Raw genomic sequence first — 21,512 nt, forward strand, 5'->3', positions numbered from 1 at the left:
GAACAGGCCTCTTTGACATCAATCTTCGCTTAAGAGACGTTGCGATGAACTCTTTTTCCACTCTATTTCGTTATGAAGATGCTTTGAGGCCCAATGTGCTGGCGTTGGGTTACGTTCTGTTCACCTATGGTTTGGGGTTTGCAGGGCTGATGGCGGAATCGCTCTGGCTCAATCTTGGAGCAGTCTTGGTGCTGGCGCACTCGATGGTGATGGCCGCTTACTTCGTTCACGAATGCGCCCATGAAAGCGTCTTCAAGGAGCGGCGCTATAACCGCCGGCTAAGCGAAGTGCTGTTGTGGGTATGCGGTTCGAGTTACAGCGATTTTGATGACATCAAACGCAAACACAACCGTCACCACAGTGACCGGGCGGACATTGTCTCGTTTGATTATCGAACCCGGTTAGTGCGTTATCCACGTCTGCTCAAGCTGATTCAGTGGCTGGAATGGGCGTATATTCCGGCGCTGGAGGTGTTGATGCACGCTTTGGTGATCGTATTGCCGTTTGTGAAGCCGAGCCGCCAGTCCCGGCGCAAGCGTGTCGTTTTCTATCTGCTGTTTAGAGGCGGTTTTTTCGTTGCCATCGCCTGGGTCTCCCCAGCCGCCTTGTTGTGGTATGCCTTGGCGTATCTGCTGTTTCTGACGGTCATGCGCTTTATGGATGTTCATCAGCATACTTACGAACTGTACGAGACTCTGGAGCAGAAGCGCGGGCCGGAAGCGCGGCTGCGGGATGGCGATTTTGAGCACCGTAATACCTATTCCAATTTGCTTTCCACCCGTTATCCCTGGCTGAATCTGCTGGTTCTCAACTTCTGTTACCACAACGTGCATCATGACCAGCAGGCTCAGCCCTGGTATCGGTTGCCGGCATTGCATGCCCAGAAATACGGTAATAGGCATCAGCAGGTATTGAGCTTTAAAAACCTGTTGAGCAGTTACCACCGCTACCGCGTGCCGCGTATTCTCAACTCCGATCCGGTTGATCTGCCGGTGTATAAAGATCGGGGCAAGACCTTTATCGGTGTGGACGGCGTTTCATTTTTAACGGCTCATTAACGGTTGAAAGGAAGGTAGTGATGACTCAGGTGACGAAGTTTTGGCCGATTTTGACCGGCACCCACCGTTATGAAAAAACGCTGTCTACCCGCGGGCGGGGCGCCGGCGAGTATATCGATGCGCCGATTCTGGCGTATTTGATCGAGACCCGCAATGGCCGCATTCTGTTTGATGTGGGCTGTGACTACCACAAGATCGCGGATACACAGCTGCGCCAACACTACTATGAAAATGAAGCGTTTCCGTTTGGCCCGCCGCAAATGAGCGAAGAGCAGAGGTTGCCGAATAAATTGGAAATCTTGGGACTTTCGCCGTTGGATGTGGATGTCGTATTTTGCAGTCATCTGCATTTCGACCATGCAGGAGGCCTGTGCGAATTCTGTCATGCCGATGTCCATGTGCATCAACGCGAATTGCAAGCCGCTCAGGAACCGGCGGATGAAGCCTATTTTGCATCGGACGTTGCCTTGCCGTTGAACTGGAAAGTTCAGACCGGCGAGTATGATCTGGTTGAGGGGGTACGCGCGATTGAGAGCCCCGGGCATACCGCGGGGCATATGTCGATGTTGATTGAACTGCCAAAAGGCCGGCCGATTCTGTTGGCCGGCGATGCCGCAGATTTGCAGGAGAACATCGATCAGGAAGTGGCGCCGGGACTCTGCTGGCAGGACAAGGAGGTGCTGGCGGTCGCCAGTATCCGCAAGCTCAAGCAGTTGAGCCGTGAACACCGGGCGCAACTCTGGCCGAACCATGATCAAACGTTCTTTGAGCGCCACAATCCTTTTCCGAATTTTTACGAGTAACCCATGCAATTAAAACTGTTTAAAACGCTGTGGGGAAACCGCTTGCCGATTGAGAGCGTGATTAAGAAAGCGTTGAATCAAGGGTTCGACGGCCTGGAGGGTCAGGCGCCACAATCAAAAGGTGAGGCGTCGCGGTGGCACGGTATTTTGCATGACGCCAAACTCGACTATATTGCCGAAGTGGTGACGGGCGGCGATTATGTACCAAATGCCAGCGCCTCGCCGCAAAATCATCTTGAGGATTTGCGCCAGGGAATCGAACGCAGTTTGGAGCTGAATCCACTGTTTATTACCTGCATTACCGGCTATGACGCCTGGCCGGAACCCGAGAGCATCGCCTACTTTGAAGCGGCAATGAAATTGGCGCAGGAGTACGACGTTTCAGTTTGCTTTGAAACTCATCGCAGCCGCAGTCTGTTCAACCCCTGGGTGACGCAGCGTATTACTGAGGCGTTGCCGGAGATGCGTTTGACGTTGGACATCAGTCACTGGTGCGCGGTCTGTGAACGTTTAATGGATTCGGAAGAGGGCGTTATCCGCCGTTTCCTGCCGCAAGTTGCTCATATTCATGGCCGAGTAGGCTATGACCAGGGGCCTCAAGTCCCCCATCCGGCCGCTCCGGAGTATGAATCGGCTCTGAAATCGCATCAGACCTTTTGGGAGCAGGTATGGCATCATCATCGCTCCTCCGGTTTGGCATTGACGACCCTGACGCCCGAATTCGGTCCGGACGGTTATCTGCATACCCTTCCTTTCACGCAAATGCCAGTGGCGGATCTGGATGAGGTCAATCATTGGATGGCCGGCTGTGAGCGCCAGCATTTTGAGCGTTTTTGCCACTGCTTATAACCTCTCTTAATTTCTCTTAAATTTTCAGGTTTGTTATGGAAACTCGAGCGATTTCGGCATTGTTTGCAACCTCTATTTTATGGGGGTTCAGTTGGTTGCCTTTAAAGTACTTCCATCAAATGGGGTTTGATGGACTTTCATTGACGCTATTTGTTTATGCCCTGATGTTTGTGTTTATCGCACCTTTTTTAGTGAAAAGACGACAGGAATGGCAAGGTGCTTGGAAACCTTTGTTTGGCATCGCTCTGTTGGGGGGAGGGGCTCAACTCGCGTTTAACAGCGCGTTGATTTACGGGGATGTGATTCGTGTGATGGTGCTGTTTTATTTGTTGCCGCTATGGGGTGTTTTGGGCGGGAAACTGTTTTTGAATGAGACCATTGATCGCTGGCGTTGGTTGGGGATGGGATTGGCGATCAGTGGCGCCTTTTTGGTGATTGGTGGCATGCATGCTTTGATTGATCCTCCGACCCTGGTTGATTTGCTTGCGCTCTTGGCTGGGTTTTTCTTTGCCATGAATAATATCGTATTCCGTGTGGCGCAAGAGGTGTCCATCCGATCGAAGCTGGGGGCAATGTTTCTGGGGGCGTGGGTTCTGTCTGCGGTAACCGTATTGGTTGTCGGCCAACCGTTGGAAGTCAATGTCGGTATGGAGGCATGGATGGCATTAGTGCTCTATGCCCTGGTGTGGATGATGGTCGCCAATTTGGGCACGCAATGGGCGGTAACCCATCTTGAAGCAAGCCGCTCTTCGGTGATTATTATTGTGGAACTGGTTACCGCGGTGCTTTCCGCAAGCCTGATTTTGGGGGATAGCATGACGTCTTGGGAAAAAATCGGGGCGGGGATGATTTTGATTTCAGCGTTTTTGGAAGCTAGAAAAGCAAAATAGTGCACCTTTATGGTGCTTGTGCTTGAATTTGTTTGTCTTTATTTCGATCAAGACGCGACGAATAATGTTTTATATTGATTAACTTATTGAAATTTAAGGTTTATTATATTTTTTGGCACGTGGAGTGATTATATATTATTACCATTTAGGTAAATCGTAATAATCAGGAGGTGCGATGATGTTTGGTAGTAAGAAGGTGTTGGGTGCACTGGCTGGGCTGTTTTTATCTGCTCAGGCCATGTCTGTTAGCGCAGAACCTTTAAAGATTGGTTACAGTGATTGGCCAGGCTGGGTAGCGTGGGAAGTGGCTGTTGAGAAAAACATGTTTGAAAAAGAAGGGGTGGATGTTCAGTTTGAGTGGTTCGACTACGTCGCCTCAATGGATGCTTTTGCGGCCGGCCAAATCGATGCGGTCAGTATGACGAACGGTGATGCGTTAGTGACTGGGGCAACGGGTGCGAAGAGCGTGATGGTCATTATCAATGACTACAGTAATGGTAATGACATGGTGATCGGTGCTCCAGGAATCAGTTCCGTGAAAGATCTTAAAGGGAAGAAAATCGGGGTCGAAGTTGGTTTTGTTGGCCATCTGTTGCTGTTGAATGCGTTGGAAAAAAACGGTTTGAGCGAAGCGGATGTTGAGCTGGTGAACGTGCCGACCAACGAAACACCTCAAGTGTTGGCTTCTGGCCAGGTGGATGCGATTGTGGCATGGCAGCCTAACTCTGGTGCGGCGTTGCAATTGGTGCCAGGTTCATCGGCCATTTATACGAGTGCGAACGAACCGGGTCTGATTTACGACGTGTTGGCAGTTTCTCCAAGTAGCTTAGCGGCACACCGCGCTGAATGGGAAAAGGTCGCTAAGGTTTGGTATAAAGCGGTAGATTTTATTAAAGATCCGGCGACGGCGGATGAAGCGATTGCGATTATGGCGTCACGTGTGGGTCTTCCTCCCGAGGAGTATAAAACCTTCGTAAAAGGCACCAAGATCCTGACGTTAGAAGAGGCCAAGGCTCATTATAAAAAAGCAGATGGATTTGAATCATTGTTTGGTTCATCGAAAATTTCTGATGACTTCAATGTGAACAACAAGGTGTATGACGCGCCACAGGATATTGATTCTTATATCGATCCTTCCATTACGATGGGAATGTAAGGTTTAACCTGCTGATTTCTAACGTATTCCATAAGGCGGTCAATCTATGGGTTGGCTGCCTCTGATCTAAATTTCTTACGGCAGTGCTTTTGCATTTTTATTCCTAAGTTAACAGGAAGGAGAGAGTGCTGCCCTAAGAAAATAATTTACAAGGGTAAGACAGATGAAAGTATGGCACGCCATGACCTGGGATGAGGTGGCTGATGCGGTTGCTCAAGGAGTGGATTCCGCGCTGTTGCCCGTGGGCGCCACTGAACAGCATGGTCCGCATTTAGGGTGTGGTATGGATACGGAGTTGGCCGATCAGCTGGCTAAAGCCGTGGCAAGTAAAAATGAAGTGCTTTTGTTGCCAACGCTTCCTTACGGTTGCTCAATTGGTCATTCGCATCGTTGGCCGGGCACCATTGCTCTTCAGCCTAAAACCCTAATTGATGTGGTAAAGGAAATCGGCGACTGGGTTGCGAACGCGGGCGTCAAAAGGTTGTTTATTCTGAATTCGCACGTGTCTAATTTTGCGCCCTTGCGCTGTGCCTTGGAGATGCTTAGAGCAGAACACGACGGGTTTATGGTGGGGATTGTTCATTCGGCCACTTTAAGTCCGCGGGTAAAAGATCGCCATTTTGAAGATGCGGACGACTGGCATGCGAATGAGGCGGAAACGTCTTTGATGATGGCGGTTGCCCCTGATTTAGTGCGTGAAGAGAAGCTGGCTGAGAGTGATGACCCGGATAGAACCGTAGATTGTGTTTTCTCTCATCCGGTAAATCGTACCAGTGTGAATGGTGTGACTGGTAACCCCAGTTTGGCAACCAGGCAAAAGGGTGAAGAGCTTTTTGCCTGGATGGTGGAAGATTTAAGTGACATTGTTGAGCGTGGCCTTAAGGAGGAGCCTCCTTTGGCGCACGGTTATTTTGAAAAGGCCTCCGGCAGTATAGATAAGTAAAGGACAGATTAATGAAAGGTGGAAAGGAAATTGAAGATTTTAAGCGTAAGCTTGAAGCGGCAGGTGTGAAATACTGCATTGGTGCTTACGTTGATATTCATGGTATTCCAAAAGGAAAAGTCGTGCCGATTGAGCATTTGGATCGTATGGTCGAAGGGTCCGAGCTCTATACGGGGTACGCTTTGGACGGCTTGGGGCAGATGCCTAATGACGATGAGATTGCCTCGGTTCCGGATCTGGACAGTATGATTCAGTTGCCATGGCAGCCCGAAGTGGCCTGGATGGCCGCGGATAATACCTTGCACGGCGAACCCTATGAAATCAATACTCGCGTTGCCTTGAAAAAAGTGCTTAAAGAAGCTGAGGAAATGGGCTTCGGCTTTAACCTGGGAATTGAGTGTGAGCTGTATGTTCTGAAGGAAGAGGAAGACGGTTCTTTGTCGGTTCCTGATCCTGATGACCGGTTGGTTAAGCCGTGTTACGACATTCGCAGCTTTATGAACCGTTTCACCTGGCTGGATAAGATGGCGACCACGATCAATGAATTGGGTTGGGATCTTTACTCGTTCGACCATGAAGATGCCAACGGTCAGTTCGAGTTTGATTTCCAATACAGCGATGCCTTAACCATGTCCGACCGATTCATCTTCTTCCGTTATATGGCGAAGCATTATGCGCAGGAAGAAGGGCTGTTGGCGACTTTTATGCCTAAGCCGTTTGCGGATAAAACGGGGAATGGTGCCCATTTTAATATGTCTTTGTATGATAAAGAGACTGGTAAAAACCTGTTTGCCTGCGACCCTAAAGACGATCCGCGTGGTTTAGGCTTGACGGAGCTAGGGTATCACTTTATTGCCGGCGTCTTAAAGCATGGTCGCGCGTTGTGTGCTGTGTTCTCGCCGACGGTCAATAGTTACAAACGTTTGATTCGACAAGGGGGGATGGCGACGTTCTCTTGGGCGCCGGTATTCAACTCGTTCGGTTCCAATAACCGTACCAATTCGGTGCGTGTGCCGATGGGCGGCGGACGCTTTGAATCGAGAAATGCGGATGGGGCAGTCAATCCGTATCTGGCCTCTGCTTTGGTGCTGGCTGCGGGCCTGGAAGGGATTCGTGAAAAGCTGGATCCGGGACTGCCACAGGAAGATAACCTGTATGAACTGTCGGATGAAGAGCGTGCCGCGAGAGGGATTGAATTCCTGCCGCAAAACCTGGGTGAAGCGGTTCAAGCGTTTGCTGACGATCCGTTTGTGGAAAAAGCCTTAGGCAAAGAGTTGAGAGACGAGTTTGTGAAGTACAAGTCTTTGGAGTGGGAAGAGTACCATCAAACCATTTCGGCTTGGGAAACAAGACGTTATAGCCACCTGTTCTAAGTCTGTTCGTTGGCCTCTTCTGATAAAAAGCCGCATGGAGATTACATTCATGCGGCTTTTTCATTTGCAGATCATTTTTTATGTCATAAAACTATAAATATCTTATGGGTGAGGTTTTTAAGCTTCTGGTTTACAATGGGCGAATTACATTATTAGAAAAAGTCAGTAGTCTGTAGTTATGCCCGCGTGGTCTTCATCACTTTATCAAGTTGTTCATTCTTCTTCCTTGCCTAAGATATTAAGCTTCGTGTTTTTACTGTGGTGTGCCTGGCTGATCGGCGACTTGATAAGTTCCCAACTTCAAACGATAGAGCGGCCGGAGTTGCCGACTGTTCAAGTGCTGCCGGAGAAAAAAGTATCCACTGAGGGGGAGCCCTCTTATCTGTTTGGCAAGCCGGATGTCGAACAAACCGCTCTGGCAACGGATCGTTCGGTTTCTCCCGATGAACTTGATCAAACTCGCCTTAAGCTCAAACTGATCGGCGTGATTGTCAGTCAAGACAAAGGTGTTGCGATTATCGAAGCGTCTGGAACGACCAAGGTCGTGTCCGAAGGCGAAGAGATTTTAAGCGGGGTCGAGTTGTTGAAAGTACTGCCGGATCAGGTGGTGATCTTGCATCGCGGCAAACAGGAAAAGCTGATGATGGAGCGTTCCGAAGCGGCTTTGATGCAGACACTAAGTGCGCAATCGTCGCCAACTGCAGAAGCTTCCGACCTCTCTTACGATCAAAAACAGACGCTGCGCAATATCGGTGAAGAGTTGCGGCAGCAGCCGGTGAGTATTTCCAAATACATCCGCTTTCAGCCGATAAATGAAGATGGAAAGTGGGTGGCGGTAAAGATTTGGCCGAGAGCAGAAAAAGAAGTGTTTGAAAGCATTGGCTTTAAGGCAGGGGATTTGCTTAAGAGCATTAATGGGCGTTCCATTCATGAAATGTCTCAAGAACCGGCTTTGTGGCAGGCGTTTTTAAATGACAGCCGTTTTGAACTGGGTGTGGAACGAAAAGGCCAGTTAGTCACACTGTCAGTGGATTTAAATTAATTTTAATAGTGAAAAGTAATCTCTCAATCAGTAATGGAAGTGGAATGAGAAAGTTAAGCGCATTATTTCGATCACTCAGTTTGGCCGGCCTGTTGGCTGTGTCTTCGCCGTTAATTTATAGTTCGGTTGTCATGGCGGATGAAGGATTGCAGCAAAGCTTCAAGCAGGCTGAGATCAGCACGGTGATCGAGGCCGTGGCCAAGATCACCGGTCATAACTTCGTGATCGATCCCCGGGTTAAAGGCAAGGTGACCTTGATTGCTCCGGAGCCGATGAGTCCGGATGCGCTTTATCAGACGTTGTTGACGATCCTGAATGTCCACGGCTATACCGCGGTGCCGAGTGAGAATGTGATCAAAATCGTGCCGGCCAATCTGGCGCGAGATCAACTGCCATACCGTCATAAGCATGAAGAGAGCGAGGCTTGGGTTTCCGAAGTGATTTCGGTCAAAAACGTCTCTGCGTCCAAGCTGGTGGCCGTATTGCGTCCTTTGGTCGCTCGAGAAGGGCATCTAGTCGCGCTGGCTGAGAGCAATAAGCTGATTGTGACCGATACCGTCGCCAATATTCAACGTATTAAAAAGGTTTTGCAGCGCGTTGATGTGGATACGCAAAGCGGCTATGAAATTCTGGAACTGAAACATGCGTCTGCCGAAGAGGTCGCGAAAACCTTGCGCAACGTATTGCCTAAAGGGGTGGCGGCGGCTACCAATGTTAAGGTCAGTTACGACGAGCGCTCCAATCGGGTGATTTTGGTAGGGGATGAGGCTAAGCGAATGATGTTGAGAGCGCTGGTTGCCGAACTGGATGTGCAGGTGCCGACCCAGGGCCGGGTGCAGGTGATCTATTTACGCTACGCTAAAGCTAAAGAGTTGGTGCCGGTGCTGCAAGCTCTGGCGAGCAACCGTTCGCTTCTGATCAGTGAAGAATCCCAGCCGGAGGGAGCGGTGCAAGTACCGGTCGCTGCGGAAGGCGAGGCTGCACCTGCGATGATGACAGCTTCTGTCGGGTCGCAAGATACTAAAACGTTGCAAGAGCGGATCAGTATTGAAGCAGACGAGCGTATGAATGCTTTGGTCATCAGTGCGCCACCGGCGATGGTGGCGGCTTTGAAAGATGTGATCAAGCAATTGGATATCCGCCGAGCTCAGGTGCTGATTGAGGCGATTTTCGTGGAAATTTCCGAAACCAAGGCCGCCGAACTCGGGGTCGAATGGGGGGCCAACGGCCCGAACGGAGGGGGGTTGATCAACTTCTCAGGAACCATTCCGGCGCTTCTTAGCGGTGATCCGGCCACGCAAATTTCAGCGCTGGGTCGAGGGGTGACCACCGGACTGGGTGAAGTCGAGTCGAACGGCTACGGTTGGGGGGCGTTGATTCGCGCACTTAACAGCGACTCCAACTCCAACGTATTGGCAACGCCTTCGCTGTTAACGCTGGACAATGAAGAAGCGGAAATCGTGGTTGGGCGCGAGGTGCCCTTCCAGACCGGTAGCTATACCAGTACCACCACCAGTGTTACCAGTCCCTTTACCACGGTCGAGCGCAAGAATGTCGGTCTCAAGCTCAAGGTGAAGCCGCAGATCAACGAGGGGGATGAAATCTATCTGGACATCGATCAAGAGGTGTCGGACGTATTGCCTAAAGACGAAGCGGTGGATATTCAAACCACCAAACGCCAGATTAAAACCCGTGTGATTGTCGGTGACGGCAATGTCATCGTGTTGGGCGGTTTAATTAATGAACGTGAGACGGAAGTCGTTTCCAAAGTCCCGGGGCTTGGAGATATTCCGGGCTTGGGAGCGCTGTTCCGTTCTAAGCAGAATGAGCGTGAAAAAGTGAACCTGATGATTTTCCTGCGTCCGGTGATTGTGCGTGACCAGGCGACGAGCGACTATTACAGCCAGAAGAAATACAGCCTGATCCAGGGGCATCAAGAGCATATGCTGCATAAATATGATTCCGAACTGCTTGACGGTTTGCGTCCGCGTATGCCGACCATCGAACAGTGGCAGAAGAATGAACCGGCGACGCCGTTTGGCGAAGAAGTGGACAGGCCTGCTCAGAAGGCGGAAGAGACCAAGTCAGGCAAGCCAGTCTTAAAGTCAAATGAAGCAGATCAACCGGACTTCTCCGGGGTTGAAGAACTTCTGGATATTGATCTATGAATCTAGAGCTGGCTTTCTCTTTTGCGCGGGGGAATGAGGTGGTGATCGCCCCGCTCGATGACGGCAAGTTGGGGGTCTTTTTTACCGCCAAAACCCCTGCAAGCGCCTTGCTGGAACTGCAGCGAAAAATGGATCAACTTGATCCGGCTGATCAGGCCGAGGTGGTGTTTGAGGAGCTGGACGAAGCGGCATTCGAACGTAAAATCCAAACCGTTTATTCCGGCAGCGGCCAGAGCTCGATGGCGGCGATTGACGAATTTGAGAATGAAGACCTGGCCAGTGTGGCGGCCGAAATCGGCGAACCTGAAGATCTGCTGGAGAGTGCCGACGATGCACCGGTCATTAAATTGCTAAATGCGATTTTGGCCGAAGCGATCCGAGCCAATGCGTCTGACGTGCATATCGAACCCTTCGAAAATCAGCTGCGTATCCGTTTTCGTGTCGACGGCCGTTTATCGACCGTGTTAACCCCGAAGCCAGGGATCGGCAGCATGCTGGTGTCGCGTATCAAGGTCATGGCGCGCCTCGATATTGCCGAAAAACGTCTGCCCCAAGATGGGCGAATCGCTTTGAAACTGGGGGGGCGTGCAGTGGATCTGCGTGTCTCCACGATTCCGTCCAGTTTCGGCGAACGTGTGGTCATGCGCCTGTTGGACAAAAGTGCGGGACGCCTGCATTTAAGCCAGCTCGGTTTGTCTGATGCGACCTATGCCGGGATTCAAACACTGCTGGATAGACCGCACGGCATCTTTTTGGTCACCGGACCGACCGGTTCCGGTAAGACGACCACGCTTTATGCCGGCTTGAGCCGTTTGAACGACACTCAGCGTAACATCATGACGGTTGAAGATCCGGTGGAATATCACATCGACGGCATCAGTCAGACTCAGGTTAATACCAAGGCCAATATGACGTTTGCCAAAGGCCTGCGTGCGATTCTGCGTCAGGACCCGGATGTGGTCATGATCGGTGAGATTCGAGATCGGGAGACGGCCGAAATTGCGGTTCAAGCCTCTCTAACAGGGCACTTGGTGCTGTCTACTTTGCACACCAATACCGCCGTCGGCGCCATCACCCGTTTGCGCGATATGGGGATCGAACCCTTTTTGTTATCATCAAGTTTAATCGGCGTACTCGCCCAGCGCCTGGTGCGCAAGCTGTGTCCGCACTGCAAACAGCCGCATCAGGCGGACGAAAAGGAGTGTGCGACGCTGGGGGTCAATGAAGCGACGATCTATCTTCCACAAGGGTGCGATCACTGCCAGCAAAGCGGTTATCAGGGGCGCATGGGATTGTATGACTTGGTGGTCGTGGACGACAAGGTGCGTCATATGATTCATGCCGATGCCTCAGAGTTAGACATCGAAGACTATGTGCGCAGTGAACAAAACAGTAAATCACTGCTTCAGCATGGGCTACAGAAAGTCTTGGAAGGCGAAACCAGCTTGGAAGAAGTGCTGCGAGTCACTCAGAATGGTTAGTGGTGGCAGAAACAGGGTAAATTAAGCGAAACATGGCAGCTTACGAGTACAGGGCCTTAACCTCAAATGGCCAAATGAAAAAAGGACTGATCGAAGGCGATTCGGAAAGGCAGGTGCGTCAGCTGTTGCGAGAACAGCAGTTGACACCGGTTGAGCTGAGATCAATCGAGCAGAAGAAAGGGCGTAGCGCAAGCCAAGGCAAAACTCTGTTTGCCCCTAAAGTGCAAACCGCCGACTTGGCTTTGGCGACCCGCCAGTTATTTACTTTGTTAGATGCCGGTACGCCATTAACCCAAGCGCTGCAGTCGATTTCGCAACAGGCGGAATCCAAGCTGATGCAGCGTTTCCTGGCCAATCTTCATACCCGCGTTTCCGAGGGCTATTCCTTGGCGCATGCGTTGGAGCGCTCAGATTATCGAGTCGGTCAGGATTACATCGCCACCATTCGCGCCGGTGAAGAGAGCGGTCATCTGGATAAGGTGCTGGCGCGTCTGGCGGATGCGATCGAGCAGCGTGATCAATTGAACAAGAAGATGAAAACCGCGCTGATTTACCCGATATTGATGGTGATTGTGGCGATTATCATTGTCTTTTTTCTGATGGTTTATGTCGTCCCCAAGGTGGTCGGGGTATTTGACAACATGAACCAGGAATTGCCGCCGCTGACCCAAGGATTGCTGACGTTGAGCGAATTCATCCAAAACCAGTGGGGCTGGATTGTGGTGCTGCTGTTGCTGAGTTGGCTTGGCTTTAAAGGCATTATGCGCCAGCCGAAGTGGCGTTATCGGGTGCATCAGGCGTTGATGAAAACCCCTGCGGTGAGGCGTTTTGTGATCTACGCGGCGGCGGCGCGTTGGGCGCGTACCGTGGGGGTGTTGTTGTCCAGCGGGGTGACCGCGACGGATGCGCTGAAAATTTCCGCCGAGGTGATGACGTTGGACCCAATGAAGCAGGCGGTCGAAAAAATGGTGGCTCAGGTGAAAGAAGGTAAAAGAATCAGTGCTGCCATGCAGCAAGCCGGATTTTTCCCTCCGCTGTTGCTGAACCTGGTGCAGACCGGTGAAGGCGGGGGCGAACTGGACAATATGATGCTGAAGGGCGCGGCTCACTACGAGCAGTCGGTGGAAAACGCCGCCACGACCCTGGTGAGCATCTTGGAACCCGCTTTGATTATTGTCATGGGAGGCGTGGTGCTGACCATCGTGTTGGCGATTATGATGCCGATCTTTGAAATGAATCAAATGGTCGGCGGTTAGATCGAAGCTTAAATGCCCATAGAATAGACATTTTGATAGACAACGCTTTAGGAGAAACGATATGCAATTAGACAGAGCGTCTTTCAGAGCATCCGCGCATTTAAACGCGCATAAAGTCGCCGCAAAGGCAAAACAACGCGGTTTTACCCTGATCGAACTGATGGTGGTGGTCGTGATTTTGGCAGTATTAGCGGCGTTCGTTGCCCCTAAACTGATGGACCGTCCGGATGAAGCGCGGATTGTGAAGGCCAAGCAGGATATCGGTGCGATCGGTTCAGCCTTAAAGCTGTATAAGTTGGACAATTTTGTCTATCCAACCACCGACCAGGGATTGGAAGCCTTGGTATCGGAGCCGACCGAAGATCCACAACCTAAAAACTGGAAGCAGTACTTGGAACAGATGCCGACAGATCCATGGGGCAATCCTTATCTGTACGTGAGTCCGGGCGAACATGGTGATTTCGACCTCTATACTTTGGGCGCCGACGGTCAGGAAGGCGGTGAAGGGATCAACGCCACCATCGGCAATTGGAATTTGAACTGACCGGCGATTGTCGAGTTCATGGCTTCTTACAGAACCATCATAGACCAGCGGGGTTTCACTCTGATTGAGTTGATGGTCGTGGTGGTGATCATCTCGGTGGTGGTGTCGATCGGGGTGGTCTCCCTCGGCTCCAGCGAGCAGGCCACACTGCGCAGCCAGGAACGCTCGGTTAAAGCACTGCTGCTGTATGTGCGTGACCAAGCCGCGTTTAATCAGCAGCTCTATCTGCTCGAGGTCGATGCAAACGGCTTAAGTGCCTATCGTTTGCGACACAACCGCTGGCAGGCGGATGACAGCATTAAGCCGCTTAAGTGGGACGAAGCGTTGAATGTGGACTGGGCGATCGGTTCGTTTCAGACTCAAGATGGCCTATTGAATCAGACCGGGCAGGATGTGGACGGTCGAGAGGGCTGGCTGTTTTGGCCGAGCGGAGAGGTGATGCCGGGCGAAATCCGCTTCACGCCGATACAAGAGGGTTTACGCCGCCAGGGCGGAGTCGGCAACCAATCGAGTGGCTTGCGTTGGAACGAGTTGCTGCAGTTTAAAGCGCTGGATGAAGAAAAGTGAAAATGGTCGTATCAGCATGAATCCATGTCAACGCGGTGTTTTAAAACGGAACCGTCCCGGTCGAACGACGTACCTGGCGCAAACCGGGTTTACCCTGATTGAGGTGTTGGTGGCGTTGGCGATCGTCTCCGTGGCTTTGGCGGCTTTGTCGCGCGCGATGGGACTCACGGTCGGCAATCAGGCGGCGCTTGAAGAAAGGGTGTTTGCGACCTGGGTGGCCGAAGACGAATTGGTGAAATTGCATATTCAGGCCAGCAGCCGTGAAGAGGCCAAACAGCAGGTGACGCAGTTGCAGCGTACCTGGGTGACAGAAATGCAAACCGAAGATACCTTGATTCCTAATATCAAAAAGGTGACGATGCAGGTGATCGCAGAGGGTGAGAAAACGCCTTCAGCGACCTTAGTGACGGTGGTTGGTCCTTGATGTGATGAGTATGAATAAGGGCAAGCATTTAGACCATCGACAACGTGGCTTCACCTTGATTGAATTGTTGATTGCGTTGAGTGTTTCCGCGGTGATCGCAGTCATCGCTTATCAGGCGGTCAGCAGTGTCGTGACCTTGCAAACCCGCACCGAAGCGCATGCCGATGACATGGATCAATTGCAACGTGCCATGTGGTGGATGGAGCAGGACTTTATTCAATTGGCGCCGCGTACGGTGCAGGATGGTCTGGGAGGGACACTTCCGGCCTTTCAGTACCGGGAAGATCTAGGCGTTGAGTTCAGCCGTCTCGCCGAGTTTGTCACGCCTTACGGGCGTGGCGGCGTGATCCGGGTTGCTTACCAGTGGCAAGACGACATCTTGTATCGTTTGGTTTGGCCGGTTCTGGATCGTGCCCCGGACACTCAGCCGACACGCTTACCTATTCTGCAAGGGGTGGAAGAGTTTGAGTTGCGGTTGATGAATATCCAAAATGTCTACGTGGAGAGCTGGCCGGGCGAACAACAATTGTTGACGGCGCTGCCCAAGTTAACCGAAGTGCGTCTCAAACTGAAAGGCTTAGGAGAGATCACGCGCTTGTTTATGGGGGTGGATACGGAAGGGTTTGCATCGCAAAGCGGTGCGTCCACAGAAAGCGCGGTGACCGAAACCGCAGCGGATGCCGCGTCGGAGACGACACCATGAACGGTCGAGCATTAGTTCACTCGGAACAAGAGAATGTGACTTCCCCGCAGGCCTGTTCGGAATTGAATAAGGAGCAGGGCGGATTTGCTTTGCTCACGGTGTTATTGATTGTGGCGCTGGTGGCGATCCTTTCAGGCCAGCTGATTTACCAGCAGCATCTGACATTGAACCGCAGCACCCATATGTTGCATCAGGCGCAATCACTGGCGGTGGCCTGGGGGCTGGAAGGTTGGGTCAAGGAAGGCTTGAAGCTGGATGCGCAAAATAACCGCTACGATCACTTGCAGGAGATGTGGGCGCAACCGTTGGTCAGCATCCCGTTTGAAGGCGGAGAGATTTCCGGCCAATTGACGGATCTGCAAGGGCGTTTAAATCTGAATAATGTTCAGGTCAGTGATCAGGCGCAACGTCAGCGCTGGCAGGAGGTGATTAACCGCTGGGCTGAACTGATCGGCTTGGAATCGCCGCCGGCAGAAGTGCTGACGGATTGGGTTGATGCCGATGAAGAGCGTCTTCCTGGGGGCGCGGAAAGTGATTCCTATTTGCTGATGCAGCCGCCTTACCGCGCGGCTAATCAGCCGCTGGTGATGCTTGAAGAGCTGAAAAACCTGCAAGGGTTGCAGCAGATTGAATACGACGTTTGGCTGGCGTTGAAGCAGACGGCCGCCACCTTGCCGACCGTGACCGCAGTGAATGTAAATACGGCCGACAAAACCGTGTTGATGAGCTTGATCGAATGGATGAATGAGTCGATCGCCCAGGCCTGGATAGAGTGGCGCAAGCAGCAGCCGGCGGAAAGTATCGAGACGTTCAGAACGTTTGTTCAACAGCAGACGGGGATGGAAGCAGAAGCGGTTGCCGAAGCGTTCCCTGACTGGTTGATCAGCATCAGCAGTGAATATTTTTTACTCTCCGGACGGATTGATTTCGGAGAATCGAAACAAGGTGTCTCGGCGATTTTTTATCGCCCGGACCAAAAAACGGTTCAGTTAGTACAAAGGTGGTTAAGTGTTGCAGAAACACCCTGAACAAAAACCAAATAGCGCGCAGGTATCGTCGGAAAAGGCGGAAATGGCCGAATTCGATGTGCAGCATGTCTGCTTTGATTTGAGCGGCAACTTGTTGTTTGCAGACCGAGAGGGGCAACTGCAAGAGGCGGCTTTATGGCAGCAGAATGAGGGGCAAAAGCAAGCATTGCAAAAAGCGTTTGCCGGCGTGGCCATAGTTTGGGTACCGAGCGAGCAGATGAATCTTCTGCATGGGTTGGTGCCAGGCAAGCGACGTGCCGACTGGATGGCCGCACTGCCATACGCATTTGAAGAGTCATTGTCCGATCCGGTAGAGACGCTGCATTTTGCCGTGTTAAATCGTACGGTTGAGGGCGAAACCGACGTCGCCGTGATCAGTAGAGACAGAATGCAATTGTGGGTGGAGCAGTTGCAACAGAGCGGCTTGGATCATGCCTTGTTGGTTCCGGACTGTTTCCGGCTTCCATGGACGGTGCCGCAGACAGATACTCTGTCCAGCGAAAGCGTTGCCAAAGCGGGTGTGGAAGCTGAAAGCCAGGCAAAGAAAACGCAGCAGGCCTGGTCGGTCTATCGACAGAGCGCCCAGAGATGGGTGGTACGCACGGGGCCGTTCAGCGGCTTTGCGGCCACACCGCAATGGTTTGAACAGCTGAAGAACTTGCAGGTTCATCAACATCAGCCGGTTTCCGTGCAGTTTTACGAATCCACTCAATTGCTGCAAAGTTGCGACGCCAGCCGCAAAGGCCAAGATAGAAAAGTCTGTGGGCAATTTAATTTGCGCAGCGGCCCGTTTGCACCGCGCCAGCGCCAGTCGGGCGAGTGGCGCCGTTGGCGGTGGCCATTGGTGTCAGTGGCGGCACTTGTGGTTGTTTATCTGCTGGGATTGACGCTGCAGGCGCAACACGACCGGCAGCAGGCTGAGGCGTATCAGATGCAAACGCAAGCTTTGTTTAAGCAGCGCTTTCCTGAGGTGAAGCGAATTGTGAATCTACGGGCCCAGGCCAAATCCGGGTTTGCTGGCGGAAACGCTGCTCAAGTCAGCGCGATCGGTCCGGCGGAGATGGTGCATAAGATCGAAGGGCTTTTTGCCAATTACTCTCAAGTAAAAATTAAACGTTTGGACTGGAAAGCGACTTCGCAAGAATTGAGTTTTCAGCTTGAAGCGCCGCAAGTCAGTCAACTGCAAAGTCTGGCACAAGGGGTTCAAAAGCTGTATTCACGCAGCGAGTTGAAAGTGAAAAATGTCTCGCAAACATTGGCGGAAGGAGTGTTGTATGTGGTCGCAGATTGAACAGGCCTGGTCACAACTGGCCGAACGCGAACGCAAAATGGTGCTGGGTTTGGCGGTTTTTTTGTTGGTGACGCTTTTTTACGTTCTGGTTTGGCAGCCTTTGCATGAGCGCGCTCACTCGGCCCAGCAATCGGTTCAACGTGCCCAGGGTGAATGGCAGTGGCTGCGGGAAGAGGTCATCAAGCATCCGCGCCAGCACAGTAGCGGTGCGGTGTTACAGTTTGAAACTCAGTCTCAGCTGATGGCGACCATTCAAAGAACCTTGCGCGATGAAAACTTGCAAGGTTTTATGGAAAGTATTACTCCAAGCAAGCGGGCGATTAGGGTCTCGTTCAAATCGGTTCCTGCGCCACGTTTGTTTCGCTGGCTGTCCGGTATGGAGAAACGGGGCTTAATCAGCCAGCAGCTGCAAATCGTCCCTGTGGGAACGGGGATGGTGGAAGTGATGGTGAGTTTTGAGGCGCAGCAGTGAAATGACGGCAAGGGGAAATAAGAAAAGCCTGGTCGGGTGGAGTGTTTCGTTTTTTGCGGTATTGCTGATCTCATTGCTCTATCACTTACCCGCTCAATGGGTTGTAAAACAGACGCAATTGCTAGACCACTTGCCGAAGAATGTGGTGGTCTCGGAAATCGAAGGTCGAGTTTGGCAGGGGACATTGCATTTAAGCGTGAAGCAACATAATCAGGATCTGGGACGTTTGCATTGGGGATTAAGTCCAGGGTCGCTTTTAGGTTTGAAGCTCAAAGCGCAGATGCGCCTGGAACAGGCCCAGGGTGGTGCGCGTTGGGCGCTCTCCACGTCCCTGTTGAATCCGCAAAGTATGCATCTTGAAGCGCTGGAAGGGCAATGGCCTTTGCAGGAGCTGATGCCATTGATGCCGCCATCAATCAGTGTTCTGGCCGGCCGTTCCGGCGCGCAAGGACAGCTTTCATTGGATCAGATCGATGTGCAGTGGGCGATGGATAAAAATTGGCCGACGTCGGTTCAGGGAAATGTTCATTTAAGCGGTGTTGACCTGATGGGGGTGCAGATTCCCAAGTTAAAGATCGAACCTGAGCTGATCGATCAAACCTTGAGCTTAAAATTGAACGGCGGTGGAGATGGCTGGCAAATTGGTGGGACTAGTAAGTTGACGCCTAAGAGCTTTAATCATCAAGTCACCATTCGTGCCGATCAGGCGGCTAAAATGCCAAGTTGGGTGGAATTGTTTATGCGCCGCAACAGCCCGGTATTGGCGACTTTGAATCAAAAAGGCCGTTGGTAACCGATATCAAGATCCCGTCTCAGAAAGGGGGTGTAACATGGTGAAGCGTTCAGTGATAAAAAAAGAGCGGCTTAAACAGGCATGGCTTGTGGCTTTGCTGGCGCTGAATGGTTGCGGTGGTGGCGGCTCTTCCAGTACCGCTGACCCGGTCCCCGCTCCGGAACCCGTTCCGGATGTCTTGATTGAAAGCATCAACGACCCCTTGATTGAACATCAATGGTATCTATACAACTATGGTCAAAGCGCCTTGACGGTTTCCGGTGACGGCGGAACGCTTAACAGTGAAGGTACCTATGCCGACATCCGTGTTTTCGATACGTTGGCCGACTCGCCCACAGCCTATGCTCAAGGCTATAGTGGCAATGGCGTGCGTTTGGCGATTATCGATAACAGCCTCGAAATCGCGCATGAAGATCTGGCTGCCAATGTGCTCGAAAACGCTTCCTATAATTTTTATGCCGACAGCAATGGCAAGCCTCTGCATGATCCCACTCCTCCGCTTACCGTAGAGAACCCAGATGGACACCACGGCACCGCCGTCAGCGGTTTAGCCGCTGCGCGTGGCGGTAACGAGTTGGGTATTTGGGGGGTGGCGCCCAGCGCGGAGTTGATGGGGTTCAACTTGCTCTATGCGAATTTTGATTTGACCATGGAGCTGGCGGCGTTGGGGTACGGTGATGTGATCAATAATACAGACTTTCCTGAACTGTATAGCGAAAGCGTCGATGTCTTCAATATGAGTTACGGGCGCAATCCTTACCAGGGCACCAATGAAAACCCGCTTTATTCCCCGGAAATCATTGCGGGCCTTAAAGCGGGCACACAAACCTTGCGTGACGGCAAGGGCGCGATTTATGTCAAAGCCGGCGGCAATGAGTATGATGGCGGTGTCGTGTTTGACGCCAATTGGTGTGCCCAGGCCATCGAGCATCAGGTGACCTGCTACAACGTCAATATGGAAAATGAAAACGTCACTCCGTATCAGATGGTGGTAGGGGCGTTTAATGCCGATGATCAGCGTTCCAGTTACTCCAATACCGGTTCGGCCTTATGGTTGGTTGGACCGGGAGGCGAATACGGTCTCGATTCACCCGCCCTGATGACCACGGATATGAGCGGTTGCGGGTACGGTTTCAGTCAGGATCAGGTCGATTATGGCTTGCCTCTCAGCAGCGATTTCAATAGCGGCGTTGACGGGTTGGGAAATGAAAGCTGTCACTATTTTTCTGCGTTTAACGGCAGTTCGTCGTCGGCACCGGTGATCAGCGGGATTGCAGCTTTGCTATTGGAAGCCAATCCCAATCTGACTTGGCGTGATCTCAAGCATATTTTGGCGACGACCGCGCGCCAGCTGGATCCGGAACTGGCGGAGAACAGCATGACGATAGACGGTCAGAGTGTGCTACTGGAACCGGGTTGGGTGAGCAATGCGGCAGGGTATCACTACAGCAATCATTATGGATTTGGGGCCCCGAATACCCTGGAGGCCTTGCGGATGGCGGAGGAATGGAAAAGCAACGGGGAAACGCTACCGGCGTTTAAAGAAAGTGATGTAGTGGTGGGAAGCGTGCCGGCCGATGCCGCCATTCCGGATAACAGCACTGCTGGTTTAACTGCAATATTGACGTTTGCCGAGTCGTTGAGCGTTGAAAGTGTGGAGCTGGTTTTGAGTATTGAAGATCTCGTCGGAGTGCCTGAGGACGGTACGGCAAATAAGATTGATATGAGCGATTATCAAGTGATTTTGCGTTCGCCCAGCGGTACCGAAAGCGTATTATTGACGCCATTCAACGCTTATCAGTCCGGTTACGATATGCGGGATTTGAAACTGATTTCCCATGCGTTTTATGGTGAGTCGAGTCAAGGTGACTGGCAGTTGGTTGTGCGCGATGTGGACGGATCAACCTCTAACCGCATCAATCATGCCGGGGAAGGCAAGCTGACCGCTTGGTCATTAAAAATCTACGGTCATTAACGGGTAAGCCATATTTTGGCATCTTAACAAAGTGAGAGCGCGATGAAAAAATCAATTTGTTCAGGCCTGCTGGCTTGTTTGAGTCTGTTTATGCTGCCTTCGGCAAACGCTTTTAACGAAGCGTGCCAGTTGGTCGCCAAAATGGCGGGTCCGGCTTATGTGATTCAGGAAAATCGGGTGGCGAGTTTTACCCCGCCGGATAAGATGCCGGAAGAGTTCGAGTTGACCTTGCTGGAGCAAAACGGAGGGTGGTTTGTTTATCAAACCCAGCAGGCCTGGTTCGATAAAGAGACCTGCGCCCTGTTGCACAAACCTTCCGATCAAGGTCGGTTTGATTTTGCCCCGGTTTTGTTGAATCAATCGACGGGAAGCCATGCGGTCGTCACCAGCAGCTTTATGATCAAAACCTACCGCAAGCAAGACATTGAAAAAATGGCTGAACGATATCATTTTCGTTTGTTGACTCTGCTGCCAAGCGGCAGCGCAGCGATTTTCGACGTCGGCGAGGTAGCCTCCTACGATCGGATGCTCGAAACCTTGGATCGCGATAAAGATGTTCAAGTGGCGGCGCCACTGTTGTCCGAGCCTCGTTATCGCCTACGCTAATGTATTGATATCTATGCGTAAAGCGTTGGGTTATTCCTGGTTTTCCCCGTTTTTTCCTATTTTGCACTAGCGAACGACACAATAAATTTG

General features: G+C 51.8%; 21 protein-coding genes. All 21 read left to right on the plus strand.

Features of this window, described 5'->3' with window-relative positions:
* Positions 1–44 precede the first annotated feature (44 nt).
* A complete protein-coding gene (locus tag QCB44_RS01175) occupies positions 45–1,058 on the plus strand; it encodes a fatty acid desaturase (RefSeq protein WP_279407445.1) in 1,014 nt (337 codons plus the stop codon).
* A gap of 20 nt (positions 1,059–1,078) precedes the next feature.
* Positions 1,079–1,861 (plus strand): N-acyl homoserine lactonase family protein, encoded by a 783-nt coding sequence (locus QCB44_RS01180; protein ID WP_279407447.1) that lies wholly within the window; start codon positions 1,079–1,081, stop codon positions 1,859–1,861.
* A gap of 3 nt (positions 1,862–1,864) precedes the next feature.
* On the plus strand, positions 1,865–2,710 hold the full coding sequence (locus QCB44_RS01185; RefSeq protein ID WP_279407448.1) for a TIM barrel protein: 846 nt from the start codon (positions 1,865–1,867) through the stop codon (positions 2,708–2,710).
* Between the two features lie 35 nt (positions 2,711–2,745).
* Positions 2,746–3,600 (plus strand): DMT family transporter, encoded by an 855-nt coding sequence (locus QCB44_RS01190; RefSeq protein WP_279407449.1) that lies wholly within the window; start codon positions 2,746–2,748, stop codon positions 3,598–3,600.
* A gap of 175 nt (positions 3,601–3,775) precedes the next feature.
* Complete coding sequence (locus QCB44_RS01195) at positions 3,776–4,756, plus strand: ABC transporter substrate-binding protein (RefSeq protein ID WP_279407451.1); 981 nt, start codon at positions 3,776–3,778, stop codon at positions 4,754–4,756.
* Positions 4,757–4,919: 163 nt separating this feature from the next.
* Complete coding sequence (locus tag QCB44_RS01200) at positions 4,920–5,699, plus strand: creatininase family protein (protein ID WP_279407452.1); 780 nt, start codon at positions 4,920–4,922, stop codon at positions 5,697–5,699.
* Between the two features lie 11 nt (positions 5,700–5,710).
* Positions 5,711–7,072, plus strand: a complete 1,362-nt coding sequence (glnT, locus tag QCB44_RS01205; RefSeq protein WP_279407454.1) for a type III glutamate--ammonia ligase — start codon at positions 5,711–5,713, stop codon at positions 7,070–7,072.
* Positions 7,073–7,319: 247 nt separating this feature from the next.
* Positions 7,320–8,114 carry a type II secretion system protein GspC gene (gspC, locus tag QCB44_RS01210; protein WP_279407455.1) on the plus strand — a complete coding sequence of 265 codons (795 nt, stop codon included), beginning with the start codon at positions 7,320–7,322 and terminating at the stop codon, positions 8,112–8,114.
* 44 nt (positions 8,115–8,158) lie between these two features.
* Complete coding sequence (gene gspD / locus QCB44_RS01215) at positions 8,159–10,282, plus strand: type II secretion system secretin GspD (RefSeq protein ID WP_279407457.1); 2,124 nt, start codon at positions 8,159–8,161, stop codon at positions 10,280–10,282.
* Positions 10,279–11,763 (plus strand): type II secretion system ATPase GspE, encoded by a 1,485-nt coding sequence (gene gspE / locus QCB44_RS01220; RefSeq protein WP_279407459.1) that lies wholly within the window; start codon positions 10,279–10,281, stop codon positions 11,761–11,763. Before gspD ends, gspE begins: the two co-directional genes overlap by 4 nt.
* Before the next feature lie 32 nt (positions 11,764–11,795).
* Positions 11,796–13,019 carry a type II secretion system inner membrane protein GspF gene (gspF, locus tag QCB44_RS01225; protein ID WP_279407460.1) on the plus strand — a complete coding sequence of 408 codons (1,224 nt, stop codon included), beginning with the start codon at positions 11,796–11,798 and terminating at the stop codon, positions 13,017–13,019.
* Between the two features lie 61 nt (positions 13,020–13,080).
* Positions 13,081–13,563, plus strand: coding sequence for a type II secretion system major pseudopilin GspG (gene gspG / locus QCB44_RS01230; protein ID WP_279407461.1), 483 nt, complete (start codon positions 13,081–13,083; stop codon positions 13,561–13,563).
* A gap of 18 nt (positions 13,564–13,581) precedes the next feature.
* On the plus strand, positions 13,582–14,130 hold the full coding sequence (locus QCB44_RS01235) for a prepilin-type N-terminal cleavage/methylation domain-containing protein (protein ID WP_279407463.1): 549 nt from the start codon (positions 13,582–13,584) through the stop codon (positions 14,128–14,130).
* On the plus strand, positions 14,117–14,554 hold the full coding sequence (gene gspI, locus QCB44_RS01240) for a type II secretion system minor pseudopilin GspI (protein WP_279407464.1): 438 nt from the start codon (positions 14,117–14,119) through the stop codon (positions 14,552–14,554). Before QCB44_RS01235 ends, gspI begins: the two co-directional genes overlap by 14 nt.
* Before the next feature lie 4 nt (positions 14,555–14,558).
* On the plus strand, positions 14,559–15,257 hold the full coding sequence (gspJ, locus tag QCB44_RS01245; RefSeq protein WP_279407466.1) for a type II secretion system minor pseudopilin GspJ: 699 nt from the start codon (positions 14,559–14,561) through the stop codon (positions 15,255–15,257).
* Complete coding sequence (gene gspK / locus QCB44_RS01250) at positions 15,254–16,285, plus strand: type II secretion system minor pseudopilin GspK (RefSeq protein ID WP_279407468.1); 1,032 nt, start codon at positions 15,254–15,256, stop codon at positions 16,283–16,285. Before gspJ ends, gspK begins: the two co-directional genes overlap by 4 nt.
* Complete coding sequence (gspL, locus tag QCB44_RS01255; protein WP_279407469.1) at positions 16,266–17,576, plus strand: type II secretion system protein GspL; 1,311 nt, start codon at positions 16,266–16,268, stop codon at positions 17,574–17,576. Before gspK ends, gspL begins: the two co-directional genes overlap by 20 nt.
* On the plus strand, positions 17,560–18,048 hold the full coding sequence (gspM, locus tag QCB44_RS01260; RefSeq protein WP_279407471.1) for a type II secretion system protein GspM: 489 nt from the start codon (positions 17,560–17,562) through the stop codon (positions 18,046–18,048). Before gspL ends, gspM begins: the two co-directional genes overlap by 17 nt.
* Position 18,049: 1 nt before the next feature.
* Complete coding sequence (gspN, locus tag QCB44_RS01265; protein WP_279407472.1) at positions 18,050–18,841, plus strand: type II secretion system protein N; 792 nt, start codon at positions 18,050–18,052, stop codon at positions 18,839–18,841.
* A gap of 37 nt (positions 18,842–18,878) precedes the next feature.
* Positions 18,879–20,816: a S8 family serine peptidase gene (locus QCB44_RS01270; RefSeq protein WP_279407474.1), complete on the plus strand. Its 1,938-nt coding sequence runs from the start codon at positions 18,879–18,881 to the stop codon at positions 20,814–20,816.
* Positions 20,817–20,858: 42 nt separating this feature from the next.
* Positions 20,859–21,422, plus strand: a complete 564-nt coding sequence (locus QCB44_RS01275; protein WP_279407475.1) for a hypothetical protein — start codon at positions 20,859–20,861, stop codon at positions 21,420–21,422.
* Positions 21,423–21,512 lie beyond the last annotated feature (90 nt).

Source organism: Thiomicrorhabdus sp. zzn3 (assembly GCF_029767755.1).
Lineage (GTDB): Bacteria > Pseudomonadota > Gammaproteobacteria > Thiomicrospirales > Thiomicrospiraceae > Thiomicrorhabdus.

What these genes read in the sequence shown, in the direction of transcription:
- QCB44_RS01175 (WP_279407445.1), top strand. Translation starts at nt 45, where the DNA reads ATGAACTCTTTTTCCACTCTATTTCGTTATGAAGATGCTTTGAGGCCC.
- QCB44_RS01180 (WP_279407447.1), top strand. Translation starts at nt 1,079, where the DNA reads ATGACTCAGGTGACGAAGTTTTGGCCGATTTTGACCGGCACCCACCGT.
- QCB44_RS01185 (WP_279407448.1), top strand. Translation starts at nt 1,865, where the DNA reads ATGCAATTAAAACTGTTTAAAACGCTGTGGGGAAACCGCTTGCCGATT.
- QCB44_RS01190 (WP_279407449.1), top strand. Translation starts at nt 2,746, where the DNA reads ATGGAAACTCGAGCGATTTCGGCATTGTTTGCAACCTCTATTTTATGG.
- QCB44_RS01195 (WP_279407451.1), top strand. Translation starts at nt 3,776, where the DNA reads ATGATGTTTGGTAGTAAGAAGGTGTTGGGTGCACTGGCTGGGCTGTTT.
- QCB44_RS01200 (WP_279407452.1), top strand. Translation starts at nt 4,920, where the DNA reads ATGAAAGTATGGCACGCCATGACCTGGGATGAGGTGGCTGATGCGGTT.
- glnT (WP_279407454.1), top strand. Translation starts at nt 5,711, where the DNA reads ATGAAAGGTGGAAAGGAAATTGAAGATTTTAAGCGTAAGCTTGAAGCG.
- gspD (WP_279407457.1), top strand. Translation starts at nt 8,159, where the DNA reads ATGAGAAAGTTAAGCGCATTATTTCGATCACTCAGTTTGGCCGGCCTG.
- gspE (WP_279407459.1), top strand. Translation starts at nt 10,279, where the DNA reads ATGAATCTAGAGCTGGCTTTCTCTTTTGCGCGGGGGAATGAGGTGGTG.
- gspF (WP_279407460.1), top strand. Translation starts at nt 11,796, where the DNA reads ATGGCAGCTTACGAGTACAGGGCCTTAACCTCAAATGGCCAAATGAAA.
- gspG (WP_279407461.1), top strand. Translation starts at nt 13,081, where the DNA reads ATGCAATTAGACAGAGCGTCTTTCAGAGCATCCGCGCATTTAAACGCG.
- QCB44_RS01235 (WP_279407463.1), top strand. Translation starts at nt 13,582, where the DNA reads ATGGCTTCTTACAGAACCATCATAGACCAGCGGGGTTTCACTCTGATT.
- gspI (WP_279407464.1), top strand. Translation starts at nt 14,117, where the DNA reads ATGAAGAAAAGTGAAAATGGTCGTATCAGCATGAATCCATGTCAACGC.
- gspJ (WP_279407466.1), top strand. Translation starts at nt 14,559, where the DNA reads ATGAGTATGAATAAGGGCAAGCATTTAGACCATCGACAACGTGGCTTC.
- gspK (WP_279407468.1), top strand. Translation starts at nt 15,254, where the DNA reads ATGAACGGTCGAGCATTAGTTCACTCGGAACAAGAGAATGTGACTTCC.
- gspM (WP_279407471.1), top strand. Translation starts at nt 17,560, where the DNA reads ATGTGGTCGCAGATTGAACAGGCCTGGTCACAACTGGCCGAACGCGAA.
- gspN (WP_279407472.1), top strand. Translation starts at nt 18,050, where the DNA reads ATGACGGCAAGGGGAAATAAGAAAAGCCTGGTCGGGTGGAGTGTTTCG.
- QCB44_RS01270 (WP_279407474.1), top strand. Translation starts at nt 18,879, where the DNA reads ATGGTGAAGCGTTCAGTGATAAAAAAAGAGCGGCTTAAACAGGCATGG.
- QCB44_RS01275 (WP_279407475.1), top strand. Translation starts at nt 20,859, where the DNA reads ATGAAAAAATCAATTTGTTCAGGCCTGCTGGCTTGTTTGAGTCTGTTT.